Annotated in this window: 25 protein-coding genes, 2 pseudogenes and 1 riboswitch; of the genes and pseudogenes, 15 read left to right on the forward strand and 12 right to left on the reverse strand. The window is 33.8% G+C overall.

Annotation, left to right across the window (positions count from 1 at the left end; all coding sequences use genetic code 11):
* The first annotated feature begins 47 nt into the window (after positions 1 to 47).
* The 7 genes from CAI20_RS03620 to CAI20_RS03650 all read left to right on the forward strand — a co-directional run bounded on the left by CAI20_RS03620 (position 48) and on the right by CAI20_RS03650 (position 5501).
* Positions 48 to 1004 carry a hypothetical protein gene (locus tag CAI20_RS03620; RefSeq protein ID WP_149168811.1) on the forward strand — a complete coding sequence of 319 codons (957 nt, stop codon included), beginning with the start codon at positions 48 to 50 and terminating at the stop codon, positions 1002 to 1004.
* A gap of 67 nt (positions 1005 to 1071) precedes the next feature.
* The gene (gene bamD / locus CAI20_RS03625; protein WP_149168812.1) at positions 1072 to 1758 is read left to right on the forward strand and encodes an outer membrane protein assembly factor BamD; all 687 of its coding nucleotides are present in this window, start codon (positions 1072 to 1074) and stop codon (positions 1756 to 1758) included.
* A gap of 7 nt (positions 1759 to 1765) precedes the next feature.
* Positions 1766 to 2506, forward strand: a complete 741-nt coding sequence (locus CAI20_RS03630) for a YebC/PmpR family DNA-binding transcriptional regulator (RefSeq protein ID WP_007302578.1) — start codon at positions 1766 to 1768, stop codon at positions 2504 to 2506.
* Positions 2503 to 3543, forward strand: a complete 1041-nt coding sequence (locus CAI20_RS03635; protein ID WP_012482011.1) for a M23 family metallopeptidase — start codon at positions 2503 to 2505, stop codon at positions 3541 to 3543. The genes CAI20_RS03630 and CAI20_RS03635 overlap by 4 nt, the downstream gene beginning before the upstream one ends.
* Positions 3527 to 4396 (forward strand): SPFH domain-containing protein, encoded by an 870-nt coding sequence (locus tag CAI20_RS03640; RefSeq protein ID WP_149168813.1) that lies wholly within the window; start codon positions 3527 to 3529, stop codon positions 4394 to 4396. The genes CAI20_RS03635 and CAI20_RS03640 overlap by 17 nt, the downstream gene beginning before the upstream one ends.
* A gap of 76 nt (positions 4397 to 4472) precedes the next feature.
* Positions 4473 to 4576, forward strand: a riboswitch (TPP riboswitch).
* A complete protein-coding gene (locus CAI20_RS03645) occupies positions 4565 to 4849 on the forward strand; it encodes a SemiSWEET family sugar transporter (protein WP_052265050.1) in 285 nt (94 codons plus the stop codon). It overlaps the preceding riboswitch by 12 nt.
* On the forward strand, positions 4821 to 5501 hold the full coding sequence (locus tag CAI20_RS03650; RefSeq protein ID WP_149168814.1) for a thiamine diphosphokinase: 681 nt from the start codon (positions 4821 to 4823) through the stop codon (positions 5499 to 5501). The genes CAI20_RS03645 and CAI20_RS03650 overlap by 29 nt, the downstream gene beginning before the upstream one ends.
* A gap of 544 nt (positions 5502 to 6045) precedes the next feature.
* Here CAI20_RS03650 and CAI20_RS03655 read toward each other — a convergent pair.
* On the reverse strand, positions 6046 to 8022 hold the full coding sequence (locus tag CAI20_RS03655; protein WP_007302582.1) for an ankyrin repeat domain-containing protein: 1977 nt from the start codon (positions 8020 to 8022) through the stop codon (positions 6046 to 6048).
* Between the two features lie 78 nt (positions 8023 to 8100).
* Complete coding sequence (locus CAI20_RS03660) at positions 8101 to 9249, reverse strand: Bcr/CflA family efflux MFS transporter (RefSeq protein ID WP_019236941.1); 1149 nt, start codon at positions 9247 to 9249, stop codon at positions 8101 to 8103.
* 149 nt (positions 9250 to 9398) lie between these two features.
* Here CAI20_RS03660 and ubiE point away from each other — a divergent pair, with 149 nt between their 5' ends.
* Entirely contained in the window at positions 9399 to 10097 is a 699-nt protein-coding gene (ubiE, locus tag CAI20_RS03665; protein ID WP_006012444.1) for a bifunctional demethylmenaquinone methyltransferase/2-methoxy-6-polyprenyl-1,4-benzoquinol methylase UbiE, read from the forward strand.
* 159 nt (positions 10098 to 10256) lie between these two features.
* Positions 10257 to 11954 carry an ABC transporter ATP-binding protein gene (locus CAI20_RS03670; protein WP_149168815.1) on the forward strand — a complete coding sequence of 566 codons (1698 nt, stop codon included), beginning with the start codon at positions 10257 to 10259 and terminating at the stop codon, positions 11952 to 11954.
* Between the two features lie 82 nt (positions 11955 to 12036).
* On the opposite strand, the gene CAI20_RS06560 is transcribed toward CAI20_RS03670, so the two are convergent.
* Complete coding sequence (locus tag CAI20_RS06560; RefSeq protein WP_167470124.1) at positions 12037 to 12201, reverse strand: hypothetical protein; 165 nt, start codon at positions 12199 to 12201, stop codon at positions 12037 to 12039.
* A 25-nt stretch (positions 12202 to 12226) separates the two neighbouring features.
* On the opposite strand from CAI20_RS06560, the gene CAI20_RS03675 reads away from it, so the two are divergent.
* The 3 genes from CAI20_RS03675 to argS all read left to right on the forward strand — a co-directional run bounded on the left by CAI20_RS03675 (position 12227) and on the right by argS (position 14923).
* Positions 12227 to 12424: a hypothetical protein gene (locus tag CAI20_RS03675; protein WP_230609140.1), complete on the forward strand. Its 198-nt coding sequence runs from the start codon at positions 12227 to 12229 to the stop codon at positions 12422 to 12424.
* Positions 12425 to 12509: 85 nt separating this feature from the next.
* A complete protein-coding gene (locus CAI20_RS03680) occupies positions 12510 to 13088 on the forward strand; it encodes a hypothetical protein (protein ID WP_149168816.1) in 579 nt (192 codons plus the stop codon).
* A gap of 134 nt (positions 13089 to 13222) precedes the next feature.
* Positions 13223 to 14923, forward strand: a complete 1701-nt coding sequence (gene argS, locus CAI20_RS03685) for an arginine--tRNA ligase (protein ID WP_007302586.1) — start codon at positions 13223 to 13225, stop codon at positions 14921 to 14923.
* A 15-nt stretch (positions 14924 to 14938) separates the two neighbouring features.
* Here the strand turns inward: argS and ccmA are convergent, their stop codons facing one another.
* Positions 14939 to 15562: a heme ABC exporter ATP-binding protein CcmA gene (gene ccmA / locus CAI20_RS03690; RefSeq protein WP_007302587.1), complete on the reverse strand. Its 624-nt coding sequence runs from the start codon at positions 15560 to 15562 to the stop codon at positions 14939 to 14941.
* A 3-nt stretch (positions 15563 to 15565) separates the two neighbouring features.
* Positions 15566 to 15997: a hypothetical protein gene (locus CAI20_RS03695; RefSeq protein WP_007302588.1), complete on the reverse strand. Its 432-nt coding sequence runs from the start codon at positions 15995 to 15997 to the stop codon at positions 15566 to 15568.
* A 429-nt stretch (positions 15998 to 16426) separates the two neighbouring features.
* Between CAI20_RS03695 and CAI20_RS03700 the strand changes: the two genes are divergently transcribed.
* Positions 16427 to 18634, forward strand: coding sequence for a hypothetical protein (locus CAI20_RS03700; protein WP_246111559.1), 2208 nt, complete (start codon positions 16427 to 16429; stop codon positions 18632 to 18634).
* A 258-nt stretch (positions 18635 to 18892) separates the two neighbouring features.
* On the opposite strand, the pseudogene CAI20_RS06905 reads toward CAI20_RS03700, so the two are convergent.
* The 5 genes and pseudogenes from CAI20_RS06905 to secG form a co-directional block, all read right to left on the reverse strand.
* Positions 18893 to 19034: pseudogene (locus tag CAI20_RS06905) on the reverse strand (IS3 family transposase); the annotation flags it as partial.
* Positions 19035 to 19107: 73 nt separating this feature from the next.
* The gene (locus tag CAI20_RS03705; protein ID WP_007302590.1) at positions 19108 to 19515 is read right to left on the reverse strand and encodes a nucleoside deaminase; all 408 of its coding nucleotides are present in this window, start codon (positions 19513 to 19515) and stop codon (positions 19108 to 19110) included.
* Between the two features lie 17 nt (positions 19516 to 19532).
* On the reverse strand, positions 19533 to 19826 hold the full coding sequence (locus CAI20_RS03710; RefSeq protein WP_007302591.1) for a hypothetical protein: 294 nt from the start codon (positions 19824 to 19826) through the stop codon (positions 19533 to 19535).
* 38 nt (positions 19827 to 19864) lie between these two features.
* Positions 19865 to 21472, reverse strand: coding sequence for a CTP synthase (locus CAI20_RS03715; protein ID WP_149168817.1), 1608 nt, complete (start codon positions 21470 to 21472; stop codon positions 19865 to 19867).
* Complete coding sequence (secG, locus tag CAI20_RS03720; protein ID WP_007302593.1) at positions 21472 to 21792, reverse strand: preprotein translocase subunit SecG; 321 nt, start codon at positions 21790 to 21792, stop codon at positions 21472 to 21474. The genes CAI20_RS03715 and secG overlap by 1 nt, the downstream gene beginning before the upstream one ends.
* Positions 21793 to 21908: 116 nt before the next feature.
* Here secG and CAI20_RS03725 point away from each other — a divergent pair, with 116 nt between their 5' ends.
* The gene (locus CAI20_RS03725; protein ID WP_007302594.1) at positions 21909 to 22433 is read left to right on the forward strand and encodes a gamma carbonic anhydrase family protein; all 525 of its coding nucleotides are present in this window, start codon (positions 21909 to 21911) and stop codon (positions 22431 to 22433) included.
* On the opposite strand, the gene CAI20_RS03730 is transcribed toward CAI20_RS03725, so the two are convergent.
* Together CAI20_RS03730 and CAI20_RS03735 are read right to left on the reverse strand one after the other, a co-directional pair.
* Positions 22423 to 23457, reverse strand: a complete 1035-nt coding sequence (locus CAI20_RS03730; RefSeq protein ID WP_149168818.1) for a hypothetical protein — start codon at positions 23455 to 23457, stop codon at positions 22423 to 22425. The genes CAI20_RS03725 and CAI20_RS03730 overlap by 11 nt on opposite strands.
* 227 nt (positions 23458 to 23684) lie before the next feature.
* Entirely contained in the window at positions 23685 to 24434 is a 750-nt protein-coding gene (locus CAI20_RS03735; RefSeq protein ID WP_007302596.1) for a hypothetical protein, read from the reverse strand.
* Between the two features lie 213 nt (positions 24435 to 24647).
* Between CAI20_RS03735 and CAI20_RS06845 the strand changes: the two are divergent.
* Positions 24648 to 24761: pseudogene (locus CAI20_RS06845) on the forward strand (IS481 family transposase); the annotation flags it as partial.
* Positions 24762 to 25028 lie beyond the last annotated feature (267 nt).

A 25028-nucleotide genomic window follows, 5' to 3' on the forward strand; every position in this document is an offset into this window, starting at 1 on the left:
AATTAAAATCCTATATAATGTATTAGTTCATAAGTTGGTCTGTTCATATGACTAGTATTACAGGCACTAAGTTTTTTTTAAAAAGATCCAAAGGTAAAAAAGGTGCTAAAATGGAAGATTTTTTCTGGGATTTTTGGCCAACAGTTGATGAAGAAGTCAGAAAAGAAAGAGAGGAAGAAAAAAGCAAAAAGCTCGAACAAGAACTATTAACACTAAAAAAAAGAGAGCTACATAGGAAATGTGTATCATTGGTAACAATGGTTCCATTTGCATTGTTGATGGCAATTGAGCTCGAAAAAACATGTAGCGATCAGGTATTACTTGGCCTTATAAGCAGCTCATTAGGCCATACTATATTACCTTTCACAGTCTTATCCCTTATTTGCACGCTATATTTAATTTATAATAATAGAAAAATAGCACAAAAAGAACGAGAATTGGAGAATATTGAAAGTGGGAAAACAGTAGAAAAAGAAAAGAGAGACCTTCCTTGTACCGTTGATGATTACTTTAACTATGCTGATGCTGCTTTAGTTACATTAGTTATTGTGGCTAGCATAGTAGATGAAGCATTGGAGCAAGGAGTAATAGGAGACGTAGCTTTTTCAATTTCTAGTCTATTTTACTTTGTAGCGAGTGCTACTTTCTGCTATCGCGAGTACAAGAAAAGTAAAAAATATGAAGTAGAAAAAGAGCAAGATTTTGATGAGAAATCTGAAAAAAAGACAAGCAATATGTCTGCAGCTAAATTAATGCTCGCTGGTTCTTCTTTATTACTAATCAGGAGAATAATATTGATTTCTGGAGTAGCATTAGCATCATCTGCTGTTGGGCCTGCTTTAGGTCTGGTAGGTATTGCTCTTTTGATGGTAGGAAGTGGATTGATCACACATTCTTATAGTAGAAAGCTAGAGAACGTAGAAGTGAGTGGAAAGGGTGTTGCAATAGGTGGTGGTGCGAGCAATATAGGTAATGGTGGCCAAGAGCCGCTTTTCGTTCGATGATAATGCCAAAAATTTGTTTATTTAGGTAATATTTAGTCTATACTTTATTTTAATCAAAAAAAATCTTATGTATAAGACTTTAATCATATGCTTTTTTCTCCTTATTTGCTCCTTTGTGCATTCGTATGGGGATGATCTGGAACACACTGAAACTGAACTATATGAGGAGGCAGTTAAGCTTTATGATCAGAAAAAATATAAGCAAGCTATTAGAGCATTTCAAAAGATAGAGGATTTGTATCCTTTATCTTATTGGGCAATGAAAGCCAAATTATTGTCTGGGGTTTCTCACTATAATATGGGTAACTACAGCAGTGCTGCAAGTGATATGGATGATTATATATACGTTTATCCAAATGGTGAAGATTTGCCATATGTATATTACTTAAGAGTATTATCTTATTACATGCAAATTAATAAAGTGCAGCTTGGGCAACAAATTGCATATAAAACTTTAGAGCTAGCTACTGAATATATTAATCTTTTTCCGAATAGCGAATATATAGAAGAGATCAAAGAAAAAGAAAAATTAATCACAGAACATATATCAAAAAAAGAGTATTCTATTGGTGAATTTTACCTAAAGCGTGGTGAATATTTAGCAGCAATTAAGCGTTTTCAAGATATGATAAGCAATAAAGATTCTAAATATTCTTCTAGAGTTATTAGTTATTTAATAACAGCTCACTTAGCTCTTGGCCTTGACTTAGAAGCTGAGCAGTATGAAAATATGTTAGTAGAAGGGGTGAATTAGTTTTCTTATGGCTGGTCATTCACAGTTTTCAAATATAAAACATCGAAAAGGTGCTCAGGATGCAAAGCGCTCGCAAAAATTTACGAAGCTCATTAGGGAAATAACAGTTGCTGCAAAACAAGGGCTAACTGATCCCGAGCTTAATCCACGTCTTCGCTCTGCTATCTTTTCTGCGCGAAAGGAAAATCTACCAAAAGATAAAATAGAAACAGCAATAAAAAATGCAGCTGGTAACGTTGCTGGAGAAAGTTATGAAGAAATACAATATGAAGGCTGCGGACCTTCTGGTGCTGCACTTATTGTCCATGCTCTGACAAATAATCGCAACCGAACTGCTTCTGAGATACGTTATATCTTTTCTCGCAAAGGCGGTAATTTGGGAGAAACAGGATGTGTGAGTTACCTTTTCGATCATGTAGGCTTAATTGTCTATAAAGCAGAGGGTATAAATTTTGAAGATTTATTTAACTATGGAATTGAATTAGAAGTATTGAATGTTGAGGAAAATAACAAGGAAGAATTATATGTTATAACTTGTGGAGTGAAAGATTTTGGTAGAGTGCGTGATGCTTTCTATACAAAATTTGGAGAACCAGAACTTGCTCGTCTTTCATGGCAACCAAAGGACCTGATTGAAGTTAGCGACAAAGAATTAATTGATAAATTATCTATATTAGTTGAAGAGCTAGAAGATAATGATGATGTGCAGTATGTTGAAGGTAATTTTATTTTTGCTGATAAACTATGAGGCTGGTAATATTTCTACTGCTTTGTATTTTACCAGCATATGCAACTGAAACATTTGCGCAGAAAGACTATTGTCATTCCAGTGCCCAGACACTGGAAATTGATTGTAAACAGCACGCTATACAACATTTTCGATTAAAAAACTGGTCAAGCACTGGAATGACACTAACCCACTCTCCAGTGTTATTCCAAGACGGGATCAGGAAAAAAAAATCTACAGAAAGTGATAGAAAGTTGTTATTCATATCCAGTGACATAAAATCCTCTTTTTTTGATGCAGAAGGTTTGGCGCCAGATACAATAATGAGATTAATCGGCATATATAAAGATTATGGTGTAGATTTTAAAAAAGACATTGTGCCAAAAGGTAAGTTGGAGGTTCTTTTTGAGAAATCGCTCGGTAATCAGAAGGCTGAAGAAAAAATTTTATATACTTCACTCACAACAAGCAATAAAGCTATAAGTTTATATTATTATGAGTCACAAAACAGCAAAGAAGAGTATTTTAATAAAGAGGGGGTAAGCTTGAAGAGTAGCGAAATTTTTGTAAGTCCTTTAAACGGAGATTTTCGTATATCCTCGAATTTTGGTAATAGAAAGCATCCCATTCATGGTAAAATTGCTTTTCATAAAGGAGTAGATTATGCAGCTAAACTTGGCACTCCTATACACGCCACTGCAGAAGGTGTAATAGAATATATAGGAAAGAATGGTGGCTATGGGAATTACATCAAAATAAAGCACAACAATAAATATTCAACTTGTTACGCACATATAAGCAAATTTAGTAGCGATGTAAAGTTAGGCTCTAAAGTAAAGCAGGGACAAATCATTGCTTATGTTGGCAGCACTGGTGTTGCAACAGGACCTCATTTACATTATGAAGTTATATATAATGGTAAACATATTGATCCGCTTACGATAGCTCATGGCAATGAGATAAAGTTGCCTGATTGTGAATTAAGAGAGTTTAAATTATTTGTAAGTAAGGTAGATGAAATAATCAGCAGAGAGGGTGCAAGTGAAAAAGCAATCTGATGAAGACAGTACAGATAAAAATACAATAAATGATAGAAATCTAAGTAAAATTCAGGCTTTTCCTGTACTAATAGCGCTAGGGTTAATTTTATTGGTACTTTTTGTGTATGACAGCACAATTGCACTTGGAGTTGCTGCTGTTTCAATTTTGACTTTTCTTCAGGCACTTTTCGTTAATGACCCTAATGAAGCAAGAGTGATAGAGTTTTTTGGTCATTATATTGGAACTTATTTTAAGTCTGGAATATGCGTAACGCTTCCATTTTCGAGTAAATATAGAGTTTCTTTGAAATTTCAGAATATCAATACAGAAAAAATTAAAGTTAATGATGCTAATGGAAGTCCGATAGAGATTTCAGTAGTAATTGTTTGGAGAGTGAGCAGTCCTGCGAAGGCATATTATAATGTTAATAATTATCATGATTTTGTTTTTGTGCAAAGTGACTCGGTAATTAGAGAACTGGCAAGTAATTATCCGTATGATAGCGAAAACGATGAAGAATCTTTGCGTAAAAACTCTGACAAAATTTCAAATGAATTGCGGTCAATGCTACAACAAAGATTGAATATTGCTGGAATTGAAATTGCAGAAGCAAGAATATCGCATTTGGCCTATTCATCTGAGATTGCACAAGCAATGCTGAGGCGTCAACAAGCGCATGCCATCACCTCTGCAAGAAAGCATATAGTGCAAAATGCAATAGGAATTATCGAAGAAGTAATAGCCCATTTTGAAAAAAATAAAAGCTTACAATTGGATGGAAAACAAAAGGTTCAATTGATAAACAATTTGCTAGTTGCTCTGATCTCTGAGCAGGATGCACAGCCGACTATTAGTTTGGATAATAATTAGCATAGAAGCCGATTGGGTTTCATGAATGCAAGTCACTGTTAATTTCTTGATTAATAGACTAAATGATGTTATAAATTACACGCATTAGGGGTGCTCTAAAAAAGCTGAGAGTACATAAAGTACAACCCTTTGAACCTGACTCTTGTTAAAACAAACGTAGGAAAATGTATGTATGTAAATATTGAAGAATGCTTTGGCTTCATCGCGTTCGTTACATCTCTCATTGGGTTATTGCCTCAAGTATATAAAGCATATATCACAAAACTTACTCGTGACGTATCGATGCTAATGTTGGTGAGTTATCTTATTTGTTCATCATCTTGGCTTATTTACGGTATTTGTCAGGGTTTAGCTTTTGTGATACTCAGTAATATTGCTGGATTAGTGATCAGTATAATATCAATTGTTCAAAAATGTTACTACGATGCAAAAACTGCACGGAGCGTTTTATAACCATATGCTACATTGTAGCGTGGAGCAAGAATATCGCTCTATTGTAGTGCTAAATGGAGAAATACCTGATTCATCGTTTTTTAAACAAGATATACCTGTTATTGCTGTAGATGGAGGAGCAAACAAGCTTCTATCAATTGGCGTAAAACCTGATCTTGTAATAGGAGATTTGGATAGTATAAATCCGAATTTACGTGCTAACTTAAATACAGTATATCTACCTGATCAAGATTATTGCGACTTTTCTAAAGCAATGGCTCACTTAAAAACAGTAAAGTTATTGCCATCAATAGTAACGGGTATTACTGGAGGAGCAATTGATCATATACTACAAAATATTAACTTTTTTTTAAGTACAGATAGTATCTTTTATATGCCTTCGCCTCCCATGGTGGGGTACGCCTTACAAAAAGGTATTAGCTATTTTTCCTCTTTGCTAAAAAATACTAAAATATCCTTACTTGGTATACCGAAAGCTCAAATATCAACTAAAGGATTAAAATGGGAACTATGCCATAGTAACCTTGCTTTTCCAGGAAAGAATTCTTGCTTTAATCGAAGTCTAGGCAATGAGTTATCTATAGAAATACACAGCGGCGTGTGTTTAGCAATGATATATTTAGAAGCAGTAAATGATGATGGTGTGTATTGAGTTAAAACATTAAGAAAAAAAAAGTAGAAAAACCGTGTTAACACTAATTCTAAAAACTACAGGCGCCTGTTGTTAGCTAAAGTAAAGGTCAAATATCTGGAATTCTGGACATAAAATCCTCCTGTATAAAAAAGATTCAGAATGTACACACAACAGATGTAGCTGAATTTTTATTGAAAAATTGGTTAAAAGGTCTGCAGACCAAGATAAATTTTGAGCTCTCTAAATATCTCTACCATCATTATAATGGCATCTTGAGTATGCGGAAGCAATTTTTTCATTAAAATAAAAAATTTTATTCTACAGCTTAAAAAGGAGTTTGCTAATTTTCACACTGAATCGGATTTCACTACTCAAACCTAGAAACTTTAATGTATCAAGGTATCTGTTCAGGGGAATGTTCAAGTCAGTGCTCCCTTTCTTGTCATTCCAGTGCTTGACACTGGAATCCATTATACTCCGTAAATTTAACTGGGTGCCAGTGTCAGCTACTTTCATGACATCAACTGATTTTCCTTTGAATGCCAGTTATGCAAGAAATCTATTATATAATATTATTGTCACCCTCTTGATAGTTTGTTAGCTCCTCTCCTCCTGAGTTACTTGGTGCAATTATTTGATCATATTCAGTTGATGGTTCATCAGATCCAAACAACCATGAAAAAAAGCCACCAAAAAATGATGCAATTAAAGAAAAGGGCTTCATAATTATATTAAGCAAATTATCGAAAAAAGAGCTCGGTTGCTCTTCATTTGTCGATACTCTATTTTGTGTAGGTTCTGCATAAGGAAGATGTCCATTATCAGCAGCTTCAATTTTTACATCACTTTCTTCTTCTGCACTGATCTCCTGTGATTCTTCCTCTTGTTCTTGTAAACTTAGTTGGGCATTACCTTCTTGCTCAGCATCTTCCTCTTGACCTACTTCATTATCTTTTGATGCTATACTGTCATCAATTTTTTTGGGGGGTTTTAGTAATAGAGTTTTTATTTCTTCTGTGCTAGCTAAATCTAAAGGAGTCTTTCCATATTTATCTTGTGCATTAACATTTGCTTCTGCGTTTATTAGAGCTTCTACTATCTCTTTTCTATCATAGTTTGCAGCCCAATGTAAAGGAGTCCTCTCATCCTTATCTACTGCGTTAACATTTACTTCTGCGTTTATTAGAGCTTTTACTATCTCTTTTCTACCATATCCTGCAGCCCAATGTAAAGGAGTCCTCTCATCCTTATCTACTGCATTAACATTTGCCTTCATTCCTATTAGAATATCGACCATCTTTTCACGGCTCCACGATACATTAGGCAATGTATTCCAGTTGTTTTTTTCAATTACCAGGTGTAAAGGAGTCTTTCCATCTATATTTTGTAAATTAACATTGATACTTTCTACTTTCAGTAGATCGTCCAATTCAGGTATCTCCATCGCTTTCTTTTTTAAAAAAAAATGCAAAGGAGTCTCTTTATTTTTATCTGTTAGATTAACATTGATGCCTTTTTTGTTCAGTAGAGTATAGAATTTATCTGTATCTATATCTAGGTCTATTTTTTGAAGAATTAAATGTAAAGGGGTTTCTCCTGCATTATTTTGTGCATTAACGTCTGCTCCTTTATCAAGTAGAAATTTTACTATCTTTTCTGTATCTTTATATCTACTTTTAGCAGCAAAATGTAAAGGGGTACTTAGATCATCACTTTGTGCATCAACCTTTGCTCCTTTGCTGAGTAGAAATTCTACTACGTCTTTATGTCCATATTTAGCAGCAAAATGTAAAGGGGTGCTTAGATCATCACTTTGTGCATCAACCTTTGCTCCTTTACTGAATAGAAATTCTACTACACCTTTATGTCCATTTTGAGCAGCCAAATGTAGAGGAGTCTCTTCAAATTCATTTTTTGCATCAATTTTTGCTCCTTTGCTGAGTAGAAATTCCACTACGTCTTTATGTCCATTTTGAGCAGATAAGTGTAGAGGGGTCTCTTCAAATTCATTTTCTGCGTTAACCTGTACTTTTTCTTCTCTATTTAACAGATTTTCTACATCATCAATATTACCGCTTTTAGCAGCTTCAAGCAATTTGTCATTGGCATCTTTTATGCTTTGTAATAGATTTTTTATTTCTTCTGTCTTAGCTAAATCTAAAGGAGTCTGTCCTTTATCATTTTTTGTATTAACATTTGCTTCTTTCTTTAATAGGTCTTCTACTGCTTTCAAGTCGCCAAGTCTGGCAGCCAGATGTAGAGAAACCTTACAATGCTCAGCTTTTACTTCTTCGTATTTATTTAACACGTGGCGTTCTCGAGAAGAGTCATAAGCAATAAAATCTGCTCCATTATCTAATAGAACTTTTGCTATATAAGAATGATTATTTTTAACAGCCCAATATAGAGAATTACCTTGAGATCCATCATATGCATTAACATCAGCTTCTTCAATTATTAGGCGCTTTGCTTCATTAAGATCACCTCTTTTAGCAGCATCAAGTAAAGCAGCATCTATATTTCTGATTGAATAATTCATTTAACACTTCTCTATAAAATTGCATTACTATAGTAAGGTAATTAATAATTCATGAAATCTGGGTTGTAGAAATAATGATTATCCTTCGTGTTTTTCAGTATATTTAAGTAAACTATATATAAGAATTGCAATTATAGAACATACAACTGTTAATAGTAAATTTGGTAAAATGCCATAAGAAAAGAATTTTCCTACTATGTATATTCCAACAGCCCCAAACATCATATTGCAAAATGAGAGAACTGCACTACCAAGCCCTATACTTTTGACCGTTTCTAAAGCAGAAGTTACGTTATTGCTGATTACGAGTGCAAGTCCTATATTGCTTGGAATCCAAAGAACTTGAAGAATAAGTACGTTCAATTTGTTCATGAAATAAAAATATACCAATAAACCATCAGATATTATTGGTAATACCAAACCTATGATTAGCATCTTGCTCACTCCTATTTTTGGTACGTACCTTCTATTAATTAAAGTTCCAATTATGTAAAATATAACTATGATTGATATGAGATAGCCAAAATATTGTACTTCAACGCCCATTGATTCAAATATGAACGGGTAGTTAGCAATGTATGCCCAAAGCCACATGAAAGTTAATCCATGAATGGCTGAAAACCCAAGGAAACGATAATTCTTAAATATTAATATATACTGCTTGAAGATATTAATACTGGCTTTACTTTTATTTACGGTCAGCGTTTCTTGTAGCTTCAAGTAAATAAAAATGAGCATAATAATTGCGGCAAGTGATATGATAAAAAACAAAAACTTCCAACTATAACCATGTGAAATTATATAACTGCCTACCACTGGAGCTATTCCAGGTGAAAGTGCTACTACCATATTTAACTTTGAGATTACTCTTGAGTATTCACTACCTGAGTACATATCCCTGATTGCTGCATATCCGACAACGCCTGCAACACCAGCTCCTGCTCCTTGTATAAAACGGATTAATATTAAAAGTATAATATTATCAGCTATGCAACATACAATACTTGCCAAAGTAAAAATTGCCATGCCAATCAGCATTATTAGGCGCCTACCATAATAGTCTGACAGTGGCCCATAAATTAATCCAGATATTGCAACTCCTACTAAATTTAAACTGATCGTAAGCTGCGCTATATTACCTTTCACCTTAAAATAGTTGGCAATACTTGGCAATGCAACTGAGTATAAGTCTGTTGCCATATCAACAACTGCTACAGATAATATCATAATAAGAGAGATGATATTTTGTGAAAAAGCTGTCGACACTAATGATTTACTGGATTAAATATGTTTAATTGTAGTATATTTTTCTCATTAGTATATTAATTTAACTGCTAAAGTTTAAAATAATTATGTAAGCAATCTCTATATAAAATATGGATAAATCACAACTAGTTAAAGAGGTTTTCGATTCTGTAGCAAATTGCTACGACATCATGAATGATATAATGAGTCTTGGAATGCACAGGCTATGGAAAGAGAAGATGGTAAGTAGTGTGCATTTTAAAAAGAACTCCAAGGTTTTGGATATTGCTGGAGGAACCGGAGATATAGCTATAAGAATAGCAAGAGGTGAACCAAGTGCTCAAGTTACAGTATGTGATATAAATCAAAACATGCTGGACAAAGGGCGTGATAAAGCAATAAATTCAAATCAGCTAAATTTCAATTGGGTATGTGCAAATGCAGAGAGCTTACCATTTGAAGATTCTGAATTTGATTATTATACAGTAGCTTTTGGTATTCGAAACTTTTCTGACCGTAAAAAGGCTTTAAGTGAAGCATATAGGGTATTGAAGCAAAATGGACAATTTGTCTGCTTGGAATTTGCCCCTATGCATTATCAAAATGAGATATTCACCAAATTTTATGACTTATACTCATTTAAAGTAATTCCTAAAATTGGCAGCATAGTTGCTAAAGATAAGGGTTCTTATGAATATCTAGTAAAAAGCATAAGAGAATTTCCAACTCAGACTAACTTTAAAATGGAAATTGAAGAGGTAGGCTTTAAGAATGTTGAGTTCCACAATATGAGTTATGGAATAGTAGCATTACATATTGGAACAAAATAAACTCTGGTCTATTCAGTAGTTTTTTTGCTAACTTTCTGTAATTTCGCAGCGTTTTTCCTTCAGAAGCTAAAGTTTCTTGAACGTATTGTTCTAAGGAAGTACACTGTAGACTAATGCTGTAACTTTTTCCTGAAGCTAAATACTTAACTTTAAAATAAAATGCAATCTAACATTAAGCAGTTATTTTACTATATAAAACCTAGTTTACATTATTTTACCGTAGCGTTTATTGCAGTTCTATTTTCAGCTTTAACGATTCTTCTTTTTGGTAGGGGCTTAAGCAACATAATTGATTCTGGCGCAGAGCATAATTTTACTACTAATCTATTAGTTGCAATACTGATAGTTTTAGGCATCTCTCTCACTGCATTTATTCGGTTATATTTCATTGGCATTGGAAGCGAAAAAGTTATCGCAAGAATCAGATATGACTTATATAGCAGTATTACTGATTTACAACCAAGTTTCTTTGAGAATACAGGTGTGCAAGATGTTATCTCAGCACTCATTACTGATACCTCTGCATTGCAATCGATAATAAACAGCAGCTTATTGACAATATTGAGGAATGCAGTGGTACTAACTGGTAGTGTTGCAATGCTGTTATACACAAATCTACATTTAACCGCATATGCAGCTGCAATAATACCTATACTGCTCATTGTCATGACTTCACTTGGGAAAAAAGTACGCAATTATGCACGCTTTGCTCAGGATAAATTAAGTGAGCTTGCATCATTTAGTGAGGAAAATTTTAGATCTATAGTAACTATCAAATCGTTTGTACTCGAGGAAAATGAAAAAATCCATTTTCAGAAACATCTAAACTCAGTATCAAAATCATACGTAAAATTAGTACTCTTGCGTGCTATTTTAGTAACTCTAGTTATCACGTGTGTGATAGGTTCGCTAGTTGTTTTGCTTTTTTTGGGAATAAAAGAAGTCTTAAGTAATAATATGACCATTGGAGAACTCTCCTCATTTGTGTTTTATTCAGCACTTGCTGCAGGGGCTGTAAACAATCTAAGCGATAACATCAGTGATTTGCAACGAGGTCTTGGAATTGTAGAGCGTTTATTTGAATTTATGAACATGAAAAGCTCTATATTAGATAATGATAATCCTATAAGGATCAATAGTGTTCAAAAAGGAATTTCGTTTAACGATGTAACATTTTTTTATGCTGATAAGCCAGCATTAAATAACGTATCATTTTCTATAGAGGCAGGCCAATCAGTATCAATTGTTGGACCATCTGGCAGTGGCAAGAGCACCATTTTAAAGCTTTTGCTCCGTTTTCACGATCCAAGTGAAGGCAGTATTACTATCGATGGACAGAATATTAAGACAATTGCGCTAAATGATCTAAGATCGCTGTTTGGCTTAGTACCACAAGATCACATGATATTTTCTTGCTCAATAATGGAAAATATACTATATGGTAAACCAGATGCTGAATATGAAGAGGTGAAGCAAGCAGCTATCAGTGCGTATGCAATGGAATTTATTGATAAGCTGCCGGATAAATTTGATACATTTGTAGGAAAAAGAGGACTAAAGCTTTCCGAAGGACAAAAGCAACGTATTATAATAGCAAGAGCAATACTGAAAAATCCTCAGGTTTTAATACTGGATGAAGCAACTTCCGCCCTCGACTATAAAAGTGAAAGCCTAGTGCAAAAAGCACTTAGCAAGTTGATGCAAAACAGAACAACAATTATAATTACGCACAGGCTATCAACCGCACTCAAAACTGACAAGATTATAGTGATTAATTGCGGGAAAGTGGAAGAAGTTGGTACTCATGATTCTCTAATGAATAAAGATGGGCTGTATGCAAAATTGGTGAAGATATAGTAAAAACTGAAGGAAAATTTGAGTCATACTTGTTGGTTGTTATGCTAGATTGATAACTAAAACTATTAAATCTTTAATTGTTTTAACTTATAATAATATCATATTGTCCACCTGCTCCTGCTTGTCCACCTTGTCCGGAACTTAAGCCTGAACCTAAGCCTGAATCTAAAGATGATGATAAATCGATACCATTTGACATAAAAAAGCTTGCAATATCAACCTTGCCAGGAACGGATAAGATTCTCAATTTGAAAACCTCTGATGAAACAGGTATGAGTTCTAAGGAATGTGGGGAAATTATTGCGAGTACTAGAAATGACCTTAGGATTTCAGATGGCAAAATTGTGGGTAAATGTTACGACAATACTGAATGTGATAAATGTGTGGATGCATTGAACTCTAGCATAATCATGGTTCTTGCTACTGATCACAATACACAAGCGGCAGACTCGAATATTTATTTTCTATAAAAGTAATATAATGTGTGTATTGTTAGTACACACATTATTCTATGTTTAATTGTTTGATAAATTTATTTATTGATGGAGTTATTTTATGTTTAAAAGCGCCTATGCTCATCCAATGCCAACTAATACATGTTTTGTAAATGATATGGTAAGAGTTAATTTGTTTACAAAGTTGGATGATTGTAAAGTCAATAAGAGTAAGTTGATTCATGATAAATGTGGTAAAGATCTTAAGTGTAAGATTAATGACAGGACTATGAATGAACTGAAAAAATGTTTTAAGTTTGAGATTGATGATAAGACTAAAAATGAACTGAAAGAAAATATTAAGAATGAACTAGAGAAAAGTATTAAGTTTGAGATTAGTGATAAGACTAAGAATGATCTAAAAGAAAGTATTAAGAATGAACTAGAGAAAAGTCTTAAGTTTGAGATTGATGATAAGACTAAAAATGAACTGATAGAAAATATTAAGAATGAACTAGAAAAAGGTCTTAAGTTTGAGATTAGTGGTAAGACTAAGAATGAGCTAAAAGAAAGTATTAAGAATGAACTGGAGAAAGAGAAAAATGGAGGTACAGGGAATGAAGGTACAGGGAATGCTTATTTTAGTGAAAGCGAAAGTATGGCTTTCCGTCACTATAGTGACAGCAACGACTTAATGTAAACTATAATTTTTCTGGGTTTCAAAAGACCCAGAAAAGGTTGCCTTACACCAAACAAAGAGTAGAGAGAAAATCATAACTTCAACTAGCCCCACTTATTTGCTATACTGCTATAGATTTTATAGCAGTATAGTGAATGAACATTTTCAAGCAGATTTCCTCTCTAATTTCCAGCAAATTAAATGAGTTGAAACAAAGGGGTGTCATAAATACAAGTGCAGAAAATTTTATTGTGGAACCTCCAAGCAATAGAGCACATGGTGATATTTACACAAATGTTGCTATGGTGCTTGCAAAGCATGAAAAAAAGAATCCAATTGAGATTGCAGGGATCTTAGCAAGAGAATTTAAACCTTTTGATGAAGTTGCAGAAGTGGAAATAGCAAGCCCCGGTTTTATCAATATGCACTTAAAAATAGAAGTGTGGCATGGGATTTTAAAACAAATAAATGAGCTAAAAACAGAGTTTGGCACTCTAAATATTGGAAATAATCAAGCTGTCAATGTTGAATTTGTATCGGCAAATCCAACAGGTCCTCTGCATATTGGTCATGCAAGAGGGGCAGTGTTTGGTGATGTTCTGGCAAATTTACTAAAGAAAGTTGGCTATAATGTTACTAAGGAGTACTATATCAATGACGCTGGAGCGCAGATAGATACGCTAATTCGGTCAGTATATTTGCGGTATAAGGAAGCTCTGGGAGAAAAAATTAGCATTGAAAAGGGTTTATACCCAGGTGAATATTTAAAGCCAATAGGAGAGGGATTAGCTAAAAAATATGGCAAGGAGCTTAGAGCAGAGGAAGATAACCAGATAATTAGAGAATATACTTTAAGTTCTATTTTAGAACTCATAAAGGAGGACATGAGCTTGCTTGGAGTAAATCATGATGTCTTTACTTCAGAGTATGAGCTACGTGGCAAAATCGAAGAGAGTATAAAGATATTATCTGACAAGGGTCTAGTGTATGAAGGGTACCTGGAGAAACCAAAAGGCAAAGAAAGTGAAAATTGGACTTCCAGAAAAGAAATGTTATTTCGCTCTACAAAATTTGGCGATGATGTTGACCGCGCATTGAAGAAAGAGGACGGCAGTTGGACTTATTTTGCCTCAGATATCGCTTACCATTTTGATAAGATATCGCGTGGTTTTAACAATATGATCGTAGAGCTTGGTAGTGACCACGGTGGTTATGTCAAAAGGCTAAAAGCAGTCGTCTCTGCGCTCAGTGATGATCAAGCAAAAATAGAGGTAAAACTGCATAATATTGTGAATTTTTTCGAGAATGAAAAACCTGTTAAGATGTCCAAAAGATCAGGAAACTTCCTAACAGCAAGAGATGTAGTGGAGGAAGTTGGCAGGGATATCACTCGTTTTATAATGCTGACACGCAAGAATGATATGGTCTTGGACTTTGATTTTGCTAAAGTTAAAGAACAATCAAAAGACAACCCTATTTTTTATGTGCAATATGCGCACGCCCGTGCTCATTCGTTAATGCGTAATGCTCCAAAAGAGCTCCCAACAGCAGATCCTTCACTTTTAAAGACCGATGGGGAGCTCTTCCTCATAAAAATCTTAGCAAAGTGGCCAGATGTGGTAGAAATAGCGGCAAGGCTCTATGAGCCACACAGAATCACTTTCTACTTACTTGAAGTTGCAGAAGCGTTTCACGTTTTATGGGGGTATGGCAAAAGTGATTTAAACATGCGGTTCATACTAGAAGATAACTTGAACCTCACCGCTGCAAGAATGTTTCTCGTACAAGCCTTAGCGCACGTAATCGCTTCTGGGCTTTCTATTTTTAATATAGAGCCTTTGAAAGAGATGTGTTAATTTTAAGGCCAAAAATTATACAAGAGGTCTGTTAAAATCACGTATGTCGATTGTCTTGAAGTCACACAATTGTTCTGTAGAGCTATGTCCTGTAATAATTACTGTACCGTTCTGCTCAGAGCGTATTGAGATTAGGTTCAATACTAATTCACATGTTGTGCTATCAAGATTACAGAAAGGTTCATCTATCAGCCAGATATTTGCATTAGAAATTAAAAGGCGGGCAAGCGCAACTCTTCTTTTCCAGCCTGCAGAAAGTTCACCATATCTAATGTTAAATACAGGTTGCAACTCTAAACAATAAGCAGCTGCCATAACTGATTCTCTAGTGTTCCGTATTCTTGCCCAGAATTCTATGTTTTCACCAATTGTTAAGCTATCTTTACAGGCGTTTTTATGTCCTACGTAAACCATGGAAGATATAAAGGATTTTGGATCATCATATATGTCTTTTCCGTAGTATCTTATATTGCCTGATACTGGCGGTAAGAGTCCAGATAAACTTCTGATTAAGCTGGTTTTGCCGCTACCATTTGGACCAGTGATTAAGATTTTTGATTTTGGCTCAGCTTTAAAATTGAGGTTTTTAAATAATACTTTGTTATTACGAGCACAGGATAGATTTTTACATTCAAGCATGGATTATCTGCCTTTTCCTTTATATTTACCCTTAGTTGAAGACTGAGCTTTTATAAATAGCTCCCAAAATCCTTTCTTATCACCTTCTCTGTGTATCAATTGTGCAAAATGTTTCATTAAACTATTACCCATCATAACCATCTTTGTCCATTTACCTAACGGTTTTGCTATATCAACTATTTCTAGATCTTCTTTGTAAACTTGCATATTCTTTTGTTTCTCCCTTAGCATTTCCTGTTGTTTCATCAACTCTTTTTGCTTATTTTTTTGATACAATTCATTAAATCTTTTATTTTCTTCCCACTCTTCTTTGAGAACTTTTAGAGGAAATATAATTTTTCTAATATGATTTTTGTATATTTTTCTCAAAAAGAGAAATACTGCAATTATAGTAAGTAATATCGTGCTATATGTAATGATTTGTCCGAACGGCATTTTTATACTCAGCTTATTTGCAAGCGGTATTTATAATTATACCATAACTATAGAAATTTTACAATTTTTTTCTGGATAAAGATAGTAGACTAAAAATTTCTAAAGGACAAAAGCAACGTATTTACGTACAGGCTATCAACTACTACACTCAAAACTGACAAGTGATTAATCATTGGAGAGTAGAGGAATCACGGCTCTCTAATGAATAAAGATGGACTGTGTCAAGCTGGTGAGTAAGGTGGAAATTGAATAATTGTTGGTTATTATGCTAGATCTACAATATAAGTTATAAAATTTTTAATCATTTTGGCTGATAATAATTTCTGAGTTAACCTGAGATTTCCTGAACTGTGGTTTCTTTTACCCATGTTGAATTCTCAGCTTTTATACTCTAATTTAATTCCAGTTTTGACTATATAGGAGGTCACAATGTCAAACAATATCTATAGCGATCAAGTTAATAATAGTAATTTATATGCCAACAAACTTTTTTATGGTGAAGAGGGTGAGCAAGTCGAAAATCTAGGAGATCAGGTTGCGGAAAAAGAGGATGATAAATCAGAAGAAGATTTACTTCGTGACTGTAGAGATGAAACTAAGAAGGCAAAAGATAAGTTAATACAGTGTGAAAAAGATGCTGTGGAATCACAAAGAGAAATTACAAAATTAGAAGCAGAAGCTAGTGAATTAAAGTCACAGGTTCAAGAAGAAAGAGAGAAGGTAGAACAAACTAAGAATGAAGCTGAGGCAAAAGTTGATAAGTTAAAATTACAGGTTCAAGAAGAAAGAGAGAAGGTAGAACAAACTAAGAATGAAGCAAAAGCAGAAGTTGATAAGTTAAAATTACAGGTTCAAGAAGAAAGAGAGAAGGTAGAACAAACTAAGAATGAAGCAAAAGCAGAAGTTGATAAGTTAAAATTACAGGTTCAAGAAGAAAGAGAGAAGGTAGAACAAACTAAGAATGAAGCAAAAGCAGAAGTTGATGAGTTAAAATTACAGATTCAAGAAGAGAAAGGGAAGGTAGAACAAACTAAGAATGAAGCTGAGGCAGCAAAAGCAGAAGTTGATGAGTTAAAATTACAGGTTCAAGAAGAGAAAGGGAAGGTAGAACAAACTAAGAATGAAGCAAAAGCAGAAGTTGATAAGTTAAAATTACAGGTTCAAGAAGAAAGAGAGAAGGTAGAACAAACTAAGAATGAAGCAAAAGCAGAAGTTGATGAGTTAAAATTACAGATTCAAGAAGAGAAAGGGAAGGTAGAACAAACTAAGAATGAAGCAAAAGCAGAAGTTGATAAGTTAAAATTACAGGTTCAAGAAGAGAAAGGGAAGGTAGAACAAACTAAGAATGAAGCTGAGGCAGCAAAAGCAGAAGTTGATGAGTTAAAATTACAGGTTCAAGAAGAGAAAGGGAAGGTAGAACAAACTAAGAATGAAGCAAAAGCAGAAGTTGATGAGTTAAAATTACAGGTTCAAGAAGAAAGAGAGAAGGTAGAACAAACTAAGAATGAAGCTGAGGCAGCAAAAGAGGAAGTTTTGAGGTACAAAATTGAACAGGAGAAAGAAGAAGTGATGCAGAGTAAGATTGAAGGAGTAAAAGAAGAACTTTTAAAGTGTAAAATTAACATGGCAAAAGCAGAGACTGAGTGGTATAAAAAAGCAGCTGAAGAATGTAAAAATGAGAAAAGAATCGGTACAGATAAACCTAGTATTAAGGTAGGGAATGAAAATGATAGAGGCAAACATGTTACCAATGAAGGAGGGAATGAAAATGATAGAGGCAAACATGTTACCAATGAAGGAGGGAATGAAAATGATAGAGGCAAACATGTTACCAATGAAGGAGGGAATGAAAATGATAGAGGCAAACATGTTACCAATGAAGGAGGGAATGAAAGTGGAGAAATTACATCTCGAGAAATAACACCAGATCTTAGCCTGCCAGGAATTTGTGGGCCTAAGGCTACTTTGTATAAATCGAATAATAAGATAGGTTGTCAAGGTTTTAATACATCTGATTTATTAAAAGAACTCTATCCTGAGATGTATAGTAATTCTAAAATTTTGCCATATATAGAAAAGGGATCAGAGGGTATTTATAGTGCAGTAAATTTTAAATTTGCCTTTACTGATACTATTAGTTCAGCAGCCAACTTTGGTAATACGAAATGTCTTAAATGTATTGATAGTCCACAAGAGTTAGCTTGTCAGGACGAGAAGGTTAAGAGTTTCTGCCAATCTGGCAATGATTATACTAATAAAGAATTAAACAAGAATTTTTTTTCTAGAGAATCATGTCCTGATCTCATCAAAGACCCCAGTGGAGCAAGTATTGTGAAAGCAAAACAAGTTGCACCATTGATACTTGTTAATACCTCAGGACAAATGATAGATAAAGAGGGCAATAATACTCAAGTACAATATAATTCATTAAAGCCTTATCTAAAGCTTAATGGTAAAATCAGGGACTGTGGAAATGATCAAAAGTGTAAAGATTATAATGCAATTATGGAGAAAGTTGCATGGGATAGTGATAAGGAAGTACTATTAAAAGCTGTCTTTGATAATGTGCAAAGAACAACTCCTTACTCTTATGATAATGAGGTTGGTTCTTTTCCCATTGATAATGAGTTGATATAAGAGAGAATGTTCTCTGGATTTTTTAGTTCAGAGAACACTTTTGTAGAAAAATAGAGTTGGTGACCTTACTCAAAAAAAAGTAGAGAAGAAGTTTTTGTTGTCAGAATAAATTTAGCAGAGTTTATAATATAATATTTAAGTTATTTATGATAAAAAATAGATTTTTTGCATAACCAGCCAGTCTGGGATTTAGCAAGAAAATCTAGATTCCAGCGTTACGCGCTGAAACTCTTTAAATTCCAGTAGTGCAAGAAATCTAATTTCTACGTATTCAAATATGGAAGTTCTAGTTTGCTGAACAGAACGTTGAGAAGTATCAATAAGAAGCTCCCTTTTGAGTAAACTTTTCTGCAACGGAGTTATCGTAATAACATCCCTTATGTACGTTGCATGAGCAGATTGGTCAAATATACGAAAGAGTTATAATACAGATTTTACTCAAAAAATATTGAAACAATCTCACACATCTTAAACTAAGTTCTCAATTTCTCAAAGAAATCTTTTAACAAAAGAGAACATTTTGTTTCTAATATTCCACCATAAACTTCAGGTATGTGGTTACAGAATTGAAATATTCTAGTGCCGTTTTCAACTCCTCCACCTTTGGGATTGTAAGCCCCGAAGTACAGACGTTTAATTTTTGCAAAAGAGATAGCTTGAGCGCACATCGGGCACGGCTCTAACGTTACGTACATTTCAGCTTCATAAAGCGTGGAAGTTGAAAATGCTTGTCTAATTGTTAACATTTCTGCATGTGCAGTTGGATCATTAGATATATTGTGTGCAGAGGAGATGATATTGTTTCCATTAACTATTACAGCACCTATTGGCACTTCGCCATCTTTCTGAGCAAGTTTTGCTTGCTCTATGGCAAGTGCCATATATTGGTACTTAAACATTAGGTGCTTGGGTAAATATAATTTTCTTTTCTTGGCTTTTCTATTTTTTCTAGGTTATAGAATTCACTAAGGACTATTGTCCTTTTTACAAGGCTATCTATTTCTCGCTTTAAATATTTTTTTATTTCTTCTACCGATTTTAGTTCGTTTATAGCTACAACTACTTCTTCCATTATATCCTCTATAATTTGATCCTCCTCTAATTTATATATTATTTGTTCTACATGCCTATTCAGTTCCTCGAAGGTCGCAGATCCATATGTAATGCTATCTTTACTATTTCTTAGTAACATTTTTACCTCTCTATTAGAATAGAGTTTATTAAGTTCTATTAAACTCTATTGTCAATAGTTGCCTTAATAAATGATGTAAAGAGAGGATGAGGAGAAAATGGTCTTGATTGAAATTCTGGATGAAATTGCACACCAATAAACCATGAGTGATTTTTTAGCTCCACTGCCTCTATGCATGTTTTATCTTCTGATATACCACTGCATATCATTCCATTCTCTTCTAAGTTATTTTTATAATCTAAATTAACTATATATCTGTGTCTGTGTCTTTCTGAAATAGTGACACTACTATACACATTTGCCATTTTTGAATTTGGATTTACATTACACTTGTATGTTCCAAGTCTCATGGTTCCACCAAGATCAACGTTCTTACCATCAGCGAGCTTGATGATTGGGTGTTTGCAAGTATAAAATTCTTCAGAGTGTACATCTTCAAGCTTAATAACGTTACGAGCAAATTCAATCACTGCAAGCTGCATACCAAGACATATTCCTAAAAAAGGAATGTTATTTACACGGGCATAGTTTATTGCTAATATTTTACCTTCTATTCCATTATCACCAAATCCTCCTGGAACAAGGACTGAATTAGAGCTTTGTAATTTTTCTCTGATAAACTTTGCATCTATAGATTTTCCATTCTCTTCTCTTGAGTTGACCCAATTTATCTTCACTCTAGCTTTATTACTAATTGCACCATGGTTTAATGCTTCAATCAGTGATTTATATGCGTCAAGAAATTCAGTATATTTTCCTACTATGGAAACGATAACTTCTTGTGTTGGATGTTTCATAGAGTGTACTATTTGGTCCCATTCAGGTAAGCTTGGTTTTGGCTTACTTAAGTGAAAGTGATCCAAAATTTGTGCCCCGAGCCCACATTGATTATACAAGGACGGTAACTCGTATATATGGTTTACATCAGGAGCAGGTATTACGTTAGATAAAGAAACATTGCAAAGATTGGCTATCTTTTCTTTTTGATTATCGGAAATTTCTTTTTCACTGCGACATAATATAATATCTGGTTGTAACCCCGCAGAGTTTAACTCTCGAACTGAATGCTGTGTCGGTTTTGTCTTTAATTCTTGTGCTGCAGTGAGATATGGTATTAAAGTTAAGTGAATAAGGATAACTTTTTGCTTTCCTAGTTTATAATTAACTTGGCGTATAGCTTCCAAAAACGGTTGGCTTTCAATATCACCTACGGTTCCGCCTATTTCGCATATTACAAAATCTAAATCTTCTGTACCATTAAAAATGAAAGATTTGATTAAATCTGTCACATGAGGAATGATTTGCACAGTTTTGCCTAGATAATCACCACACCTTTCCTTCTTTAATAATTTATTATATACTTTACCAGTTGTTATATTGTCGTCCTTGGTTGCTTTAATTTTAGTAAAACGCTCGTAATGTCCAAGGTCTAAATCAGTTTCAGCACCATCCTCAGTAACAAATACTTCCCCGTGCTGAGCTGGGCTCATTGTTCCAGGATCAATGTTGAGATATGGGTCAAGCTTTCTGATGCGAACATTGAATCCATGAGCTTGAAGAAGTGCTCCCACACTTGAAGCAACTAAACCCTTACCAAGTGATGAAACAACTCCACCTGTAACAAAGATAAACTTGGTTTCTTTCATTAATTTTCAAATGGAACAGAAGTTGATTGGCCTTCTTGCTTCTTTTCTGATATAATCTTCTCTGCAATTGATTTTTTATGTACATCTTTTGAACATAATCCTGATAGTAACAGTGTATTTATAATGAACAGCCCAGCAACTATAGAAGTTATTCTACTGAGTGGATTTTCAGAAGACTTTACCGGAATTATTGAATTCATTCCCTGTTGTGAATTACTAAAGCCACTTAATGAACTACTTCCAGGTGGCTGCAGGAGCACTAAAATTACCAATACAACAACTAATATTATTTGAAGTACACTAAGTACTGTTACTGACATTATGAATAGAGCTAAAAATAAAGATTTTAGGAGCATAAGGATCATAAGTCAAGAATATCTTTACCCGAGTAACTTGACTACTGGAACCCAAGTATGTATTAAACCTTATTTAAATTATGAGCTATCAAATTTTAAAATACAAAGATTATGAACCAAAAATGGATGAAAGTTCTTTTATCGCAGATGGTGTGCGTATCATAGGTAACGTTGAAATAGGAAGGAATGCGAGTATCTGGTTTAATTGTGTGATCAGAGGAGATGTTGGATCAATCAAAATAGGCGATGGAACGAATATTCAAGATGGCACTGTAATTCATGTAGATAGAAACCCAGGTGGTGATACGATTATTGGTAGTATGGTGACGGTAGGACATTTTTGCGTATTACACGCATGCACGGTGCATGATAAAGCATTTATTGGTATGGGCTCTATCATAATGGATCATGCGATTGTGGAGTCTGGAGCTATGGTAGCTGCTGGCTCACTGGTGACACATGGAAAAGTGATAAAAAGTGGTGAAGTATGGGCTGGCAGGCCAGCACAATTCTTCAAAAAAATGTCAGATGAGGAAATAAAACATATTACACAATCTGCACAAAATTATATCATGCTGATGAAAGAATATAAGGCTATATGCTAGGTTGAGAAATCTTCAGCTCTGATGCACATTCTACGTTAACTACTTCAAAAGCTTCTTCAACTATAGAATGCTTATCAATATAAGCTTCTTCAACTCTAGGAATATGCTGATTAATAAAACTACCTCTGACTAGAATATCCTTTATTGGCCAGTTTGTTTCTGTTGGAGTACCTGATAATTTAGCTGCAAATTTTATCGGTGCTGACGTTAGAAAAAGAGATATAGTATTATTTGAATTAAGATAGAAGTTTACATGATCTTTACAATCTTTTAGATTTATATCTCCCGGAAAATCTGGTATTTGAGATTGTATATTTGCTTTTATGAAGTTCATCCGACCGAATTTTTCAGTAAGTATCCCTACCTCTTTTGGAACTTCTAATGGGATGATAATATCATTGCTAATTCCATTTTCTTCTTGAGAAAAAAGTTCAGTGTATGCTCCTTTTTTACTGTGTTTCTCAAAATACTTAGGAAAATAAATATTGAGATATTCAGAGTGTAATTCTATTCGACTTTTCTGATCATTTTCTAAGATAAACGTATATTTATCACCATTTTGCTTAAGTTTGCATAACTTAAATTTACTAAGGTCAGAGTCTGGAAATGGCTTTTCAATTTCAAAAGCAAGTGTAAGAGTGTGCGTTGTGTGATCAAATTCATTTTTTTCTTGTAGACCATCTTGTAGACTATAGTACTTATTTTTTTCATACTCTTTTCCTTCTATGTTAGCACTCACTTCCTCTTCATCCAAATTTTCAATAGCATCAAAAAATTCTTCTTCATCCAGATCTCTTTCTTTTTCACCTGGCTCTTGTTCTTTCAGAGAATCATACCATACATCCTCTTCATTAACTTTCTCCTCTATTGTATTTTCTACACTTATTTTTCTTGTATGATCATTTCCATTGCTAGCAGTTGTTTGATGATGTGTATCGTTAGTTTGAAAAAAGCTCTTTACTTTTGATATTAAGCTAATCCATGAAAGTCTGACTTGATTAAGTAGCCATTTAAAACTCTTCATTGTTTTACCCCAACCTAATTACTAAAAATTGTAACAGAATAAATTAAATATGTCAATAAGATACACAAATTGTACTAACTGGGAATTAGTGGCAGCACTTAACATCTGTGTAAATTTTGACATAGGCGTTTTCTGCATTTTAACCAAATCAGTAAGGAGAACACCATTGATATTCTCCTTTTAGAAGCAACTTGAATAAAACTGATAAAGTTTGAATTAAAGTGTGATTAGGAAAGTGAGTGATGAGAACTCTTTATTTGGACTTCTTTTGATTCATCTATTTTAGTATTAGGTCTTAGTGCTTCATATGTAGCACCACCAGCTACGAGTGCAGATGCTGTAGCTATGCCAATTATTGCTAATATACTTAGTCTAGTTGTATGTTCAAGTATAGTACTTGCTACCAGCCCAACAGCAAGACCAACACCAATAACAGCAGTGTACAACATTCTAGGATTATTTGAATTAGGCATATAGCTCACTAACTCTCTGCAACACTTTTCTGATTCTTTCTTTATATCCTCGAGCTTATTTAGATCTTCTTCTTCTATTTTAGCATTTAATTCTAGTTTCTTACATAATTCTTGCATTTCTTTTACTTGTTTTTCTAATTTTTTTAAAAAATTTATTATTTTTGTTCCTTGTAATTTTATTATTGTTTCCTTAAGTAGTAACGTTGATATTGGCATTGCTATTTCTTCTATCTCTTTTTCTGTTTTCCTTTCCAATTCCACTACTTTTTCTATTCCTTCGTCTGATATTTCAGTGTCTTTTTTTAGTTCTATTTCAAATTTTCTTTTTTTCAACTCTGATTTTGCTTCTTCTAATGATTCTAATGCATTCCATAGCTTTTCACCAGAATTCTGACTCCGTTTTGGTGACATAGACTGACTGCCTTTGAACTTTTTTGGTGATATGGGCTGATTTTTACCATCTTTAAGCTTTTTTGAGTTTTCACCAGCACTTACTTTAGCCATAATAAACCTCGCATATTAAATAATGCTATTACATAATATCTTTAAAGCTCAAGGTCAAATAGTATCTTTACATAATATAAATCATAAACAGAAAATTTTAGTGTAAATTGCCATATTTACTTTGTGCTACGGTTTGAGATAGAATAACAACTTGCTTCAAATATGGAAAGGCAGTACAACTCTATAATCAAGTTACTGAACTCTCATTTACTCCTCTTTTTTTGTAAAACAATCTACAATTCATTAGAAGATCTTCAGATAGACGTTGATCATTGGTTGTGTTTTTACAATGAGACAAGACCTCATTCTAGTAAATATTGTTATGGCGATGTAGACTTTCCTGAATAGAAAACATATTAGAAAAATATTAGTAGCATTACATAAGAGACTGATATTAGTTTTCAATTTTTCTGTTAGTTAATTCTTGCTTGCTAGGTTAAGTTGTGTCTGGTAACCATAATGGCAAATCTTGTTAATTTGAGGCGTGGATTTTAGCCTCTCTCATCCTTACATTAGTTACATATTCTTTCGCAGAGGGCTAATGATAGCAATGAATTTATTAGTAAAATTCAGTAATTTATAACTGACAATTAG

The sequence above is a fragment of the Wolbachia endosymbiont of Chrysomya megacephala genome (assembly GCF_008245065.1).
In the GTDB taxonomy this organism is placed as follows: Bacteria; Pseudomonadota; Alphaproteobacteria; order Rickettsiales; family Anaplasmataceae; genus Wolbachia.

What these genes read in the sequence shown, in the direction of transcription:
- CAI20_RS03620 (WP_149168811.1), top strand. Translation starts at nt 48, where the DNA reads ATGACTAGTATTACAGGCACTAAGTTTTTTTTAAAAAGATCCAAAGGT.
- bamD (WP_149168812.1), top strand. Translation starts at nt 1,072, where the DNA reads ATGTATAAGACTTTAATCATATGCTTTTTTCTCCTTATTTGCTCCTTT.
- CAI20_RS03630 (WP_007302578.1), top strand. Translation starts at nt 1,766, where the DNA reads ATGGCTGGTCATTCACAGTTTTCAAATATAAAACATCGAAAAGGTGCT.
- CAI20_RS03635 (WP_012482011.1), top strand. Translation starts at nt 2,503, where the DNA reads ATGAGGCTGGTAATATTTCTACTGCTTTGTATTTTACCAGCATATGCA.
- CAI20_RS03645 (WP_052265050.1), top strand. Translation starts at nt 4,565, where the DNA reads ATGTATGTAAATATTGAAGAATGCTTTGGCTTCATCGCGTTCGTTACA.
- CAI20_RS03650 (WP_149168814.1), top strand. Translation starts at nt 4,821, where the DNA reads ATGCAAAAACTGCACGGAGCGTTTTATAACCATATGCTACATTGTAGC.
- CAI20_RS03655 (WP_007302582.1), bottom strand. Translation starts at nt 8,022, where the DNA reads ATGAATTATTCAATCAGAAATATAGATGCTGCTTTACTTGATGCTGCT.
- CAI20_RS03660 (WP_019236941.1), bottom strand. Translation starts at nt 9,249, where the DNA reads ATGATATTATCTGTAGCAGTTGTTGATATGGCAACAGACTTATACTCA.
- ubiE (WP_006012444.1), top strand. Translation starts at nt 9,399, where the DNA reads ATGGATAAATCACAACTAGTTAAAGAGGTTTTCGATTCTGTAGCAAAT.
- CAI20_RS03670 (WP_149168815.1), top strand. Translation starts at nt 10,257, where the DNA reads ATGCAATCTAACATTAAGCAGTTATTTTACTATATAAAACCTAGTTTA.
- CAI20_RS03675 (WP_230609140.1), top strand. Translation starts at nt 12,227, where the DNA reads ATGAGTTCTAAGGAATGTGGGGAAATTATTGCGAGTACTAGAAATGAC.
- CAI20_RS03680 (WP_149168816.1), top strand. Translation starts at nt 12,510, where the DNA reads ATGTTTAAAAGCGCCTATGCTCATCCAATGCCAACTAATACATGTTTT.
- argS (WP_007302586.1), top strand. Translation starts at nt 13,223, where the DNA reads ATGAACATTTTCAAGCAGATTTCCTCTCTAATTTCCAGCAAATTAAAT.
- ccmA (WP_007302587.1), bottom strand. Translation starts at nt 15,562, where the DNA reads ATGCTTGAATGTAAAAATCTATCCTGTGCTCGTAATAACAAAGTATTA.
- CAI20_RS03695 (WP_007302588.1), bottom strand. Translation starts at nt 15,997, where the DNA reads ATGCCGTTCGGACAAATCATTACATATAGCACGATATTACTTACTATA.
- CAI20_RS03700 (WP_246111559.1), top strand. Translation starts at nt 16,427, where the DNA reads ATGTCAAACAATATCTATAGCGATCAAGTTAATAATAGTAATTTATAT.
- CAI20_RS03705 (WP_007302590.1), bottom strand. Translation starts at nt 19,515, where the DNA reads ATGGCACTTGCCATAGAGCAAGCAAAACTTGCTCAGAAAGATGGCGAA.
- CAI20_RS03710 (WP_007302591.1), bottom strand. Translation starts at nt 19,826, where the DNA reads ATGTTACTAAGAAATAGTAAAGATAGCATTACATATGGATCTGCGACC.
- CAI20_RS03715 (WP_149168817.1), bottom strand. Translation starts at nt 21,472, where the DNA reads ATGAAAGAAACCAAGTTTATCTTTGTTACAGGTGGAGTTGTTTCATCA.
- secG (WP_007302593.1), bottom strand. Translation starts at nt 21,792, where the DNA reads ATGTCAGTAACAGTACTTAGTGTACTTCAAATAATATTAGTTGTTGTA.
- CAI20_RS03725 (WP_007302594.1), top strand. Translation starts at nt 21,909, where the DNA reads ATGAGCTATCAAATTTTAAAATACAAAGATTATGAACCAAAAATGGAT.
- CAI20_RS03730 (WP_149168818.1), bottom strand. Translation starts at nt 23,457, where the DNA reads ATGAAGAGTTTTAAATGGCTACTTAATCAAGTCAGACTTTCATGGATT.
- CAI20_RS03735 (WP_007302596.1), bottom strand. Translation starts at nt 24,434, where the DNA reads ATGGCTAAAGTAAGTGCTGGTGAAAACTCAAAAAAGCTTAAAGATGGT.